General features: G+C 62.7%; 13 protein-coding genes. 10 read left to right on the top strand and 3 right to left on the bottom strand.

Going from position 1 to position 11,204, the window contains the following annotated elements:
- The first annotated feature begins 175 nt into the window (after positions 1–175).
- The 9 genes from NS334_RS10025 (at position 176) to NS334_RS18225 (ending at position 8,432) form a co-directional block, all read left to right on the top strand.
- Positions 176–508 (top strand): ArsR/SmtB family transcription factor, encoded by a 333-nt coding sequence (locus tag NS334_RS10025; RefSeq protein ID WP_058755836.1) that lies wholly within the window; start codon positions 176–178, stop codon positions 506–508.
- Positions 509–519: 11 nt separating this feature from the next.
- Positions 520–948: an arsenate reductase (glutaredoxin) gene (gene arsC / locus NS334_RS10020; RefSeq protein ID WP_058755835.1), complete on the top strand. Its 429-nt coding sequence runs from the start codon at positions 520–522 to the stop codon at positions 946–948.
- The gene (locus NS334_RS10015) at positions 948–2,234 is read left to right on the top strand and encodes an arsenic transporter (RefSeq protein ID WP_058755834.1); all 1,287 of its coding nucleotides are present in this window, start codon (positions 948–950) and stop codon (positions 2,232–2,234) included. The genes arsC and NS334_RS10015 overlap by 1 nt, the downstream gene beginning before the upstream one ends.
- Positions 2,231–2,665, top strand: coding sequence for an arsenic resistance N-acetyltransferase ArsN2 (arsN2, locus tag NS334_RS10010; RefSeq protein WP_058755833.1), 435 nt, complete (start codon positions 2,231–2,233; stop codon positions 2,663–2,665). Before NS334_RS10015 ends, arsN2 begins: the two co-directional genes overlap by 4 nt.
- Positions 2,665–3,420: an arsenical resistance protein ArsH gene (arsH, locus tag NS334_RS10005; RefSeq protein WP_058755832.1), complete on the top strand. Its 756-nt coding sequence runs from the start codon at positions 2,665–2,667 to the stop codon at positions 3,418–3,420. Before arsN2 ends, arsH begins: the two co-directional genes overlap by 1 nt.
- On the top strand, positions 3,417–3,926 hold the full coding sequence (locus tag NS334_RS10000) for an arsinothricin resistance N-acetyltransferase ArsN1 family B (RefSeq protein ID WP_058755831.1): 510 nt from the start codon (positions 3,417–3,419) through the stop codon (positions 3,924–3,926). Before arsH ends, NS334_RS10000 begins: the two co-directional genes overlap by 4 nt.
- 196 nt (positions 3,927–4,122) lie before the next feature.
- Positions 4,123–5,442 (top strand): amidohydrolase family protein, encoded by a 1,320-nt coding sequence (locus NS334_RS09995; RefSeq protein ID WP_241491895.1) that lies wholly within the window; start codon positions 4,123–4,125, stop codon positions 5,440–5,442.
- 50 nt (positions 5,443–5,492) lie between these two features.
- Positions 5,493–7,958 carry a TonB-dependent receptor plug domain-containing protein gene (locus NS334_RS09990; RefSeq protein WP_083500392.1) on the top strand — a complete coding sequence of 822 codons (2,466 nt, stop codon included), beginning with the start codon at positions 5,493–5,495 and terminating at the stop codon, positions 7,956–7,958.
- Between the two features lie 90 nt (positions 7,959–8,048).
- Positions 8,049–8,432, top strand: a complete 384-nt coding sequence (locus NS334_RS18225; RefSeq protein WP_153002685.1) for a hypothetical protein — start codon at positions 8,049–8,051, stop codon at positions 8,430–8,432.
- A 23-nt stretch (positions 8,433–8,455) separates the two neighbouring features.
- Here NS334_RS18225 and NS334_RS09985 read toward each other — a convergent pair whose 3' ends face one another.
- From NS334_RS09985 to NS334_RS18640, 3 genes are read right to left on the bottom strand one after another with little or no spacing between them, the layout of a single operon-like run.
- Complete coding sequence (locus NS334_RS09985) at positions 8,456–9,220, bottom strand: Crp/Fnr family transcriptional regulator (RefSeq protein WP_058755829.1); 765 nt, start codon at positions 9,218–9,220, stop codon at positions 8,456–8,458.
- Positions 9,217–9,855 (bottom strand): sensor histidine kinase, encoded by a 639-nt coding sequence (locus tag NS334_RS09980; RefSeq protein WP_083500391.1) that lies wholly within the window; start codon positions 9,853–9,855, stop codon positions 9,217–9,219. Before NS334_RS09980 ends, NS334_RS09985 begins: the two co-directional genes overlap by 4 nt.
- Before the next feature lie 8 nt (positions 9,856–9,863).
- Positions 9,864–10,031 (bottom strand): hypothetical protein, encoded by a 168-nt coding sequence (locus NS334_RS18640; protein WP_193753053.1) that lies wholly within the window; start codon positions 10,029–10,031, stop codon positions 9,864–9,866.
- A 319-nt stretch (positions 10,032–10,350) separates the two neighbouring features.
- Here NS334_RS18640 and NS334_RS09975 point away from each other — a divergent pair, with 319 nt between their 5' ends.
- A complete protein-coding gene (locus tag NS334_RS09975) occupies positions 10,351–11,100 on the top strand; it encodes a Crp/Fnr family transcriptional regulator (protein WP_058755827.1) in 750 nt (249 codons plus the stop codon).
- The last annotated feature ends 104 nt before the right edge of the window (positions 11,101–11,204 follow it).

Genomic DNA, 11,204 nt, shown 5'->3' with positions numbered 1-11,204 from the left:
TGAGCTTTCCCGATTGGGAACGGGCAGCGAGACGGCCGGAGCTTTCCCACGAGGATCGAGTTTTGGGACGCTCTTGGTCCTCCCGAAAACCTGTTGCGGGTGAGTGGTGGAACACCTGAGCTACTAACAAGCGCGAGACAGTAGCGCCAATCGATATATCTGCTATGCTGGATATATGGAAAAAGATTCGGCTATTGTTGCGCTTGGTGCACTGGCACAGGGAACGCGCCTGGATGTGTTCCGCCTGCTGGTCCGTCACGAACCCGACGGCATGGCGGCCGGTGAAATAGCCCGTCAGCTAGACGTGCCCCAGAACACCATGTCGGCGCATCTCGGCATTCTCGCGCGCGCTGGCCTGATCCGCTCCGAACGGCATAGCCGCTCGATCATCTATCGCGCCGATCTGGACGGTGTGCGCGCGCTGACGCTGTTCCTCGTCAAGGATTGCTGCGCGGGGAACGCGGAACTGTGCGCGCCGCTCATCGCCGAACTCGCCCCCTGCTGCTGAAAGGACGCCCCGTGGCCGTCGATATCGTCATCTATCACAACCCCGATTGCGGCACCTCGCGGAACACGCTGGCGATGATCCGCAATGCCGGCATCGAACCGCATGTCATCGAGTATCTGAAGACGCCCCCTGCACGCGCGCTGTTGGTCGAGCTGATCGACCGCGCCGGTATGACGCCGCGTGAGCTGCTGCGCGAGAAGGGAACGTCCTATGCGGAGCTGGGCCTCGGCGACACGGCGTTGTCAGACGAAGCGCTGGTGGATGCGATGATGGCCCACCCGATCCTCATCAACCGGCCGCTGGTCGTCTCGCCGCTCGGCGTGAAGCTGTGCCGCCCTTCTGAAGCAGTGCTTGATCTGCTGCCTAGCGGCCAGCTCGGCGCGTTCGCCAAGGAAGACGGCGAACAGGTGGTGGATGCCTCAGGCCAGCGCGTCGTCTGATGCTGCTTGCCGTCCTGATCTTCGTCGCGACGATCACGCTTGTCATCTGGCAACCCAAGGGCCTCGGCATCGGGTGGAGCGCGATAGGCGGAGCCGTCGTGGCGCTACTTGCCGGCGTCGTCACCCTGTCCGACGTGCCGGTAGTATGGGGCATCGTCTGGAACGCGACCGCCGCGTTCGTCGCGATCATCGTCATCAGCCTGTTGCTCGATGAAGCCGGGTTTTTCGAGTGGGCGGCATTGCATGTCGCCCGCTGGGGCGGGGGGCATGGTCGCCGGCTGTTCGTCCTGATCGTGCTGCTGGGTGCGGCAGTGTCCGCGCTATTCGCCAATGATGGTGCGGCGCTGATCCTGACACCAATCGTCATCGCGATGCTGCGGGCGCTGGGGTTCAAGGACAAGGCGACGCTGGCGTTCGTCATGGCGGCGGGGTTCATCGCCGACACCGCCAGCCTGCCGCTGGTCGTCTCGAACCTCGTCAACATCGTGTCGGCCGACTTCTTCCGGATCGGGTTCGGCGAATACGCAGCCGTGATGGTGCCGGTCGATCTCGTGTCGATCGCCGCCACGCTGGGCGCGCTGCTGATTTTCTTCCAACGTGATATACCGCGAGATTACGACGTGGGGGCGCTGCGCGCGCCCGGTGCCGCAATCCGCGACGCCGCGACCTTCCGCGCCGGATGGATCGTCCTTGCCCTGCTGCTCGCCGGCTTCTTCCTGCTTGAACCGCTTGGCGTGCCGGTCAGCGCCGTCGCCGCTGCCGGCGCGATCCTGCTGCTGGTGATCGCGGGGCGGGGCCATGTCATCCAGACCGGCAAGGTGCTGCGCGGCGCGCCGTGGCAGGTCGTCATATTCTCGCTCGGCATGTACCTGGTCGTTTATGGCCTGCGGAACGCCGGCCTGACCGATCATCTGGCGGCGCTGCTCGACTACACCGCGCAAGGCGGTGTGTGGGGCGCGGCGCTGGGAACCGGCGTGATCGCGGCCGTGCTGTCGTCGGTGATGAACAACATGCCGACCGTGCTGGTGGGCGCGCTGTCGATCGACGCCGCGCACGCGACAGGGGTGGTCAAGGAAGCGATGATCTACGCCAACGTGATCGGCTGCGACCTCGGCCCCAAGCTGACGCCGATCGGCTCGCTCGCGACGCTGCTGTGGCTGCACGTCCTGGGACAGAAGGGCGTGCGGATTGGATGGGGTTATTATTTCCGCGTCGGCGTGACGCTCACCGTGCCGGTACTGCTCATCACGCTCGCGGCGCTGGCGATCAGGATCAGCATCGCATGACAGAACTGACCATCACGCCACTGGAATCTAGCGAGCTGGGCGGGTTGGCGCAGGCTCTGGATATGGCTGCTCTGCCCAACTCCGATCTCGCTGAGCCGGATCGTATGTTCTTCCGGTTCGATGCCGATAGCCTCGTGGGTTACGGTGGCCTTGAGGGGCGGGGGACCGATCGCCTGCTTCGCTCGATCGTCATCCTGGGCAATCATCGGGGGCATGGCTTGGGGCGAACGTTGGTCGCCACTCTCGAACAACAGGCACGCGATCTTGGTATCTGCCGCCTCCATCTGCTGACGACAACGGCCGCACCGTTCTTTCGGGCGCTCGGCTATATCGACGCCGATCGCGACGCCGCGCCCCCGGCAATAGCCGCCTCACGCGAATTTACGTCGCTGTGCCCCGCCTCGGCCTCCTATCTTGCGAAAACCCTCTGATGCCGCTCCGTACCGTTACTGATCCCGATAGCCTGCCAGCGCTTGACCCTGCTTATGCCATCCAGCGGCCAGCCTTGGGTCTTGGCCCGCTCGATCCCGCGCCGCGTATCCTTCTGCTCTACGGATCGCTGCGCGAGCGATCCTACTCGCGCCTATGTGTCGAGGAAGCGGCGCGTCTGCTCCGGTTTTTTGGATGCGAAACCCGCATCTTCGATCCGTCCACTCTGCCGCTGCCCGATCAGCACGCCGGTGACGATCATCCGGCCGTCCGCGAGCTGCGCGAGCTGTCGCTGTGGTCAGAGGGGCAAGTCTGGTGCAGCCCCGAACGGCATGGGCAGATTACCGGCATCATGAAGCTGCAAATCGACCACCTACCGCTCTCGATGGGCGGGATGCGTCCGACGCAAGGCCGCACGCTTGCCGTAATGCAAGTGTCTGCCGGCTCGCAGTCATTCAACAGCGTCAATACGCTGCGCGTGCTGGGTCGGTGGATGCGGATGGTGACGATCCCTAACCAGTCATCGGTAGCCAAGGCGTTCGAGGAATTTGACGATGCCGGCCGCATGAAGCCGTCGAGTTATTACGACCGGATCGTCGACGTAATGGAGGAGCTGGTGCGCTTCACGGTGCTGCTGCGCCCACATACCGCGCAATTGGTCGATCGCTATTCCGAGCGGAAGGAAGCCGGCGTGCCGGTCGACCCAGCGACAGATTTGTCCAGCATCGCCATTGCTCCGCAAGGCCAAGTCTCATGACAGCCATTCCGACCATTCGCACGGCCAATGTAGCGGATGCGGCTGCCGTCCAGGCGATCTATGCGCCCATCGTGGAGGGCACTGCTATCTCCTTTGAGGAGGTCCCGCCCTCGATCGCTGAGATGGGGGAGCGGATCGCCACGACCTTGGAAAATTATCCGTACCTCATCGCCGAGCGAAACGGCGAAGTCATCGGATACGCCTATGCCAGCCAGCATAGATCCCGCGCCGCCTATCGGTGGTCGGTCGATGTCACGGTCTACATCGCCGATCAGGCCCACCGGACGGGGGTTGGACGCGCCCTCTATTCAAGGCTGATCGCGGAGTTGACCGAGCGCGGAGTTCACGCCGCGTTTGCGGGCATCGCGCTGCCTAATCCCGGCAGCGTCGCGCTCCATGAGAGCATGGGCTTCACGCCGCTGGGTATCTACCGGGAGGTAGGGCAGAAGTTCGGGCAGTGGCACGACGTCGGTTGGTGGCAGCGGCTTCTACCGCGGCTTTCATAGCGCTGGCTTGCGCCCTTCAAGCAAAACTACCTGTAACCCCTACTCGATATGGGGGAATTAACTCTAAAAGGGCAAAGGTAGAAATTTGAATATCAGCGTCATCGCATCGCTACGCCGCCAAAAAACGGGGGTAGCAGCCCTCCTAGCCATGTGTGCGGCATCGTTAGGCGCGACGGGTGGTATTGCGCAGACGCCTTTGAACGATCGTCGTTCAATCATTCAGACGGCTACGACCGACGACCCTCAGCGAATCCCGGTCAAGGAAAGCACCGCTGCAAAAGCCGTCACCGTTCTGGTCGGTGGCTTGGTTTTCGATGCTAAATCCGCCCGGTCAGCACCTGCTACCGTGCTCATCGAGGGCAACAAGATCGCCGCAATATGGCCGGCGGGCCGTCGTGACTGGCCGGCGGACGCCCGGGTCATCAATGTCGGTGGCAAGACGGTCCTGCCTGGCCTGATCGATCTTCACGTCCATCTGACCTATCCGGATAGCACGACGCCGATCGACCTACAGGCGAGCGAAGGTGACGGCGTGCTGCGGGGGGCTAGAAACCTGCGCTGGATGCTGGAAGCCGGCATCACGTCGGTTCGCGATCTGAACGGCGTCGCGGATGCTCCGTACATTCTGGCAGACTGGAGTGCGACCAATCGTATTCCAGCGCCGCGCGTGTTCACTGCCGGGCATATCATCACGGGGACTGGGGGCCACGCGACCGAACGGCCGGTGTCGCCCAGCCACGGCCCCGACTATGCTTGGGAACGCAACGGCGCTGATGCCTGGCGGGGCGCCGTGCGGGAAACATTCAAGCGCGGCGCCACCATCATCAAGGTGGCAAGCCACTTCTCACCCGACGAGATTGCAGCGGCCGTCGATGAGGCGCATCGCCTAGGCCTGAAAGTCACCTGTGATTGTGAGACGGTCTACACCGCCCTCGCAGTAGATGCCGGCGTCGATATCATCGAGCATCCTTTGCCCCGCACGGACGACACAATCCGGGCCATGGCGCGGCATCATACGGCATCGGTCCCGACGCTCCAGGTCTACCAGAACGTACTCGATCGCTCCGGTGGCTTTTACGGGTCGACCTCTAGGCGTTTCACCTTATCCGCGCAGGCTGACTTCGACGTCTTCCGAAAGATGAAGGCGGCCGGGATCGTTATGGGGATCGGAACCGACACGATCGGCGATGCGAACCAGTTGGTCCCCAACGTCTACCTCGCCGAGCTGCAATGGTTCATCCACGGCGGCTATTCGCCAGCGGAGACGCTTCGTACCGCGACGCTGACCAACGCCCAAATCCTCGACATGGACGACAAGCTGGGCAGCATCACAGCAGGTAAGCTTGCCGACATTCTTGTCGTCGATGGTCGGCCCGATGTCGATATCGAGGCGCTGCGCAAGGTCGACAAGGTGTTTCGCGACGGCATCCTGCTCGTCGATGCTGGCCAGATCGTCGTGCCGCGACATCAGCCCAAGCCGCTGACAAAAGCACCACCCTTCGACGCTGTCCGCTGACAGCTGCGCGCCCGCGCTCTTCCCCATCACGCTGCACAGCGGAGATTTCCATGCATATCGTACCTAGCCTTCTGGCGCTTTCCGTTGCCTCGCTCACGCCTGCGCTCGCTCAGGCGCAGCAAAGCGATGCTCTTGCCGCTCCAACTGACACGGGCGAAGGCAGCGACATCGTCGTGACCGGCTCGCGCGGGCAACCGCGCACGGTCGCGTCCAGCCCAACCCCGATCGACGTCATCAGCGGTGAGGACATTGCTCGCCTGTCAGGTGGCTTGCAGCTGCGCGACGTCCTGACCCAGTTGGTGCCGTCCTTTCAGGCCCAACAGGTCGGCAGCTCGTCGTTCGACAGCGTAGCCCGTCCTGCCGGTCTTCGTGGACTGTCCGGGGTGCATGTCCTGGTGCTGGTGAACGGCAAACGGCGACATAATTCCGCGCTCATCAACCTCAATTCCGGTAACGTCTCGGCAGGGGGCAACCCCGTCGATCTGGACCAGATACCGGCCAGCTCGATCGAACGCATCGAAGTGCTCCGCGACGGCGCGGCTGCGCAGTACGGGTCGGACGCGATCGCCGGCGTCATCAACATCATTCTTAAATCCAATGCGACCGGCGGTACGGCCAACATCGAGGTCGGCCAGCGTTACCACGACGGCGTCAACGGCAGCGACGGCGAAACCGTCAGCGCGCAGCTCTCACATGGTTTCGCGCTGGGCGATCGGGGCTCGCTGGCATTGTCGGTGGACGGCAAATATCAGAATGCGACGGTCCGCAATTCCGACGTGACCGGCACCTTCTATTTTCCAGTGAACGGCCAGCCTGATCCGCGGGAAGCCACGGTCAACCGCCGTACCTATCAAGGCGGCTTGCCTCAGCTGCGGCAAATCCAGGCGGCGCTGAATGGGCGGTATGACCTCGGCAATGTCGAGGCCTATGCCACCGCCACATTGGGGTATCGCGAAGCTCGCGTTGGGCAGGCAGGCCGCAAGCCCAATGCCACCAGCAATATCCTCGCGATCTATCCGGACGGCTTCACACCGTTCTACACCCTCCATGAAACCGACGGCCAATTCACCGGCGGACTGCGCGGAAACGTCGGTGGATGGAAGCTCGATCTCAGCAGCACCTATGGTCGCGACTATGCACGCAGCGGCGCGGACAACTCGCTCAACGCTTCGCTCGGTGCCAGCAGCCCGACGTCGTTCGATACGTTCAGCGCGGCTTTCGACCAGTGGACCAACAATCTCGACCTGACGAAAAGCTATGCCATCCTTGGCGGGCGCAATCTCCAGATCTCTGCCGGCGCCGAATACCGCTACGAAAGCTATGTCACCAAGGCACTTGATCCAGCGGCCTACACCAATGGCGGATATGTCTTCCCGGCAGGAACGCCCCTCGCCCGACAGCCGGGCGCAGTCGGTGCTCAAGGTGCGATCATCGTGACACCGAGCGACCAGGCTGACATCAAACGCAATGTCTGGGCTGGCTATGTCGACCTCGCTCTTGATGTCACCAGTCGCCTTCTCGTGACGGGCGCGGTGCGGTATGAAACCTATGACGACAGCTCGGGCGACGTGTGGAGCGGCAAGGTGTCAGCGCGCTACAAGGTCGCAGATTGGCTCAATCTGCGCGGCGCATTCTCCAACGGCTTCCGTGCCCCGAGCCTTGCGCAGCAGGCCTATGCGCAGACGTCGACCCAGTTCAATCTCGTCAGCGGTGCATATCAGCTGATCGAATCCAAGATCGTTCGTACCGGATCGCCAATCGCTGCTGCACTCGGGGCAGCACCCCTGACCCCGGAAAAATCCCGCAACTACAGCGTCGGCTTTGCGCTGACGCCGATAGCTGGTTTGTCGGTGACGGCGGACGCCTATCAGATCGACATCGACGATCGGATTACGCTTACTAGCCTTCTTTCCAGTGCAGGGGTACGCGCCATTTTGCGCGCAAATGGCCTCTCGGGCGACCAGTATGTGCGCTTCTTCACCAACGCGATCGACACCCGCACCCGCGGTATCGATATCGTTGGTTCGTACAACCTGCCCCTTGGAGAGTTTGGCCGGCTTCGCACGACGGTCGGCTACAATCACAATGTCACGAACATCAAAAACATCGCCCCGACGCCTACCCAGCTTTCGGGACTTGGTCTGACACTCTTCGACCGGCAGACGCAGGGATATTTCACCGTCGGAACGCCAAAGGATAAGCTGATCCTCGGTCTTGACTGGAACCTGGATCGCTTGGGGATCAACCTTAGAGAGACGCGTTACGGAAACTGGGCAACGCTCAACAATACACCCAGCCTGGACCAGTTTTATGGCGCGAAGTGGATCACTGACCTAGAGGTTGGATATGACGTCACACGTGCAGCTCGTGTAGCGGTAGGTGCTTATAATATCTTTGACACCTACCCTGACAAGAGCACCGTCCCCAACACCATCGGTAGCTCAATCTATGGTGGTAATTCGCCATTCGGGGCTTACGGCGGCTACTACTACGCCCGTTTGTCTTTGCGGTATTGACCGCACCAATTTAGTTTTTTGAGAGGCGATTTAGACGTGCCGCTCATGGGTGGCACGTCTCATTGAGCAAAGCGTCCCTCAAACGAACCAATGACGGGAATCCGCCGCGCCCATCGCAACCACAGCCGTTCGACGCGCCCGCTTTCCCAAAATCTGTTCCCGAATGCACTTTCCCAAAACGGCTGGATGGAGACGGAGAAATGGGAAAGTGGCGAGCGTCCCAACGACCACGTTTTGGGAGAGCGCTGGCCCCCGGGTGCGGCCGAAATGAGCCAGGCGACGGTCAGCCGCGCCGTGGCCGATGAGACCCAAACCCGGTCGTTCACGCCGCTCCCGGCGTTCCGAAAACCGGCCGCTCATTCATCTGAGCGGATCGACCGCTTCGACGAGCCGGGGCCGCCCCAGCAAACGGCCAAAGCTGGTGACTCTGCCCGGCAGCTGCCGGGCACATCGAGACGAATAGCTGCCCTTTGACGAAAGGAACTATCTCGCGTCACTTACCTGGCTTGCCTCGCCCAGCTTTCTTCCTCGCCCGAAAACGCTTCGGCATGCAGATACGGGGCGTCGAAGTCGCCGACCCTGCGCAGCGCCGCCAGGTCCGGCAAGGTGACCCGACGGGCTTCGATCGCGACCAACCCATCCGCCCGAAGCTGCTGCAGGGTTCGATTAACGTGCACTGAGGTAAGGCCGAGCGCGTCGGCCAGTTGCTCCTGGGTGACAGGCAATTCATAGCTCGGCGCATCGCCGCGGGTGCCGCCGAGACGCACGGCCAGTTCGCACAACAGGTGCGCCAGCCGCTCGCGCGCAGACTGCCGACCCAATGACAGCGCCCATTCGCTCAGAACCGAATTCTCAACGATCGTGAACCATGTAAACGCGCGGGCGATCGCGGGACGCTCGGCCGCGAGCGCCTGCACGCGCTCGCGCGGCAATCCGCTTGCGGCTCCCGCTGTCAGCGTCCTCACGCCAAAATTCACCTGAGGAAGCATGAATGAATCCAGGTTGCACACGTCGCCGGGCACCACGAGCCCGGTGATCTGGCGTGCGCCATCTCGGGTTATTTTGTAACGGCACGCCCAGCCCTCTGTGATGACGAATATGGCGTCCGTGCGAACACCTTCGGACACCAGGTCGACACCGGCCTTAAACCGGCGTGGCGCTGTGGCGATCTCGACGAGTGCCTGCCGATCCTCGGCTGCTAGCAGCCGCGTCCTGACGAACGCCGTGCCTTGCAAGGCCGAATGGCAGCCATCATCGGTCATGCCAGCACCTGCCCGTATTCGCTCAAGACCCGGAGTTCGAAGAGTTTGGACGGTGCGGTCGGCGCGATCAGCAGACCGTCGATGGACGCCATCAGCCGCTTCGCGAGCCCGAGCCCCATTCCGCTACCGTCTGGCGCGGATGACTCCGGGAACGGCAGACCATCATCGTCGACGGTCACCATCACGTCACCTTGAGCGCTGCGACCCGCCGTCACCGTGATGTTTCCGGAGGTGCCATCCTCAAACGCGTGCTTGATCGCATTGGTCATCAGCTCGTTGACGACCAGCGTGAGCGGGTTGATCCGCTCGGCGGGCAAGCGCCCAACAGGTTGTTCGACCCGGAACGTCACGAGGATTGAGCGCGCCTCGGCATGGGAGTGCAGCGCTTCGCACAACTGGCTCAGCGCGGCCTCCAAGCTGGGTGACCCTCCGTTCAACATCGCAGCCCGCGCACGGGCGAGCACCGCGACCCGTTGAGCGGCGTCGCTCAACGCGGCGCGCGCCTCCTCGCTGTGCACGCGGCGGCTCTGCAGCGACAGCAAGCCTACGATCAGCTGCAGATCGTTGCTGCACCGGTGGTGCGTCTCGCGCAGCAGCAGGTCGCCGGTCGTTGCCGGCATCCGGGGATCAGCCATCGCGGCCCTCACTGCGTCCGGCGTTCGCTGACGTCCTCCGTCGGCGCGGCGATGCGTCCGAGATACGCTTCGGCAAGCTGATAATGGGCGCGAACCGCACGTGGATCGCACGCCCGTTGCGCTTGCTCCAGCTCGGCTTCGGCGCGGCGATAGTCGTAGGTCTGCTCGTCCGTCATGATCCGTGGCTCGCCTGAACTCTGATCTGCCCAGAGTTTCTATGTTATTGCGGGGAGCGACCACCCTCTGTTGGACGCGCCACATTCAGGATTGCGCAAGGTTAGGCGCCGCGCCGGTAATCAGCCCGAGTGCTCCTCTGCCCGGAGCCATGTTTCCGGGCCGTCGAGACTGGCGATTGTGCGGTACGCCACGCAAGCCGGGCCTTGTGGCTAGTAAGCGGCGACATCGCTCCTATATCTGTCACATCGCTCGCCGACGATCAGGGCGCGAGCGGCTGAAGGACCATCGCGCTTTCGCCCCGAATTATAGGGCTCGCGCGTGCCGCATCCAGCCGAACATTACACGACGAATATTTTGCTCGACGCCCTGTCGGACGACGATCTGGCGCTGCTCAAGCCGCATCTGAGGCGCGAACAGCTGCACAGGGAACAAGTGCTGGTCGCGCTCGGCAAGCCAATCGAGACTGTCTGGTTCCCCGAAGGTGGCGTGACCTCGGTCGTGATGATGACAGCCGATCATGGCCGGACGGAAGTAGGCATCTTCGGGCGCGATGGCTTCGCTGGGGTGCCGCTCCTGCTGGGCGCGAATACCTCGCCGCATGAAATTTTCGTCCAGGTGAATGGCCATAGCGGGCTGAGGATCGAGGCGGCTGAATTTCTGACCGCGATGGATCAAAGCGCCACCCTGCGAGCGATGCTGCTGCGCTACGTCCAGACCTTCCTCGTCCAGACCGCTCAAAGCGCTGTGTCAAACGCGCACCAACGCATCGAGGCACGGCTCGCGCGATGGCTGCTGATGTGCCACGACCGGCATGACAGCGACGAGATCCCGCTGACGCACGAGTTCATGGCGATGATGATTGCCGCCGAGCGCTCCGGCGTGACGGTATCGCTGCACGTGCTGGAGGGCGCCGGCATGATCCGATCGACGCGCGGCCGCGTTCGCATTCTCGATCGGCACAAGCTCGAGGAACTGGCTGGCGACGGCTACGGGCAACCAGAGGCCGAATACCGGAAGCTGATCGGGCCGTTCGGCAAGGAGGGGCCAAGATCGGTGCCAGGTGCCTGAAGGCGCTGGGCATGGCCGCGTTATTGATGTGCTTGGTCAGCACAATGGCTGAAGCACCGCGAAGCCGGCACTCCGTCGGGGTGCCGGGGGACTGTCAGGAATTT

It is taken from the genome of Sphingomonas endophytica, from assembly GCF_001476895.1.
In the GTDB taxonomy this organism is placed as follows: domain Bacteria; phylum Pseudomonadota; class Alphaproteobacteria; order Sphingomonadales; family Sphingomonadaceae; genus Sphingomonas; species Sphingomonas endophytica_A.
This window is presented reverse-complemented; position numbering and strand designations above follow the sequence as displayed.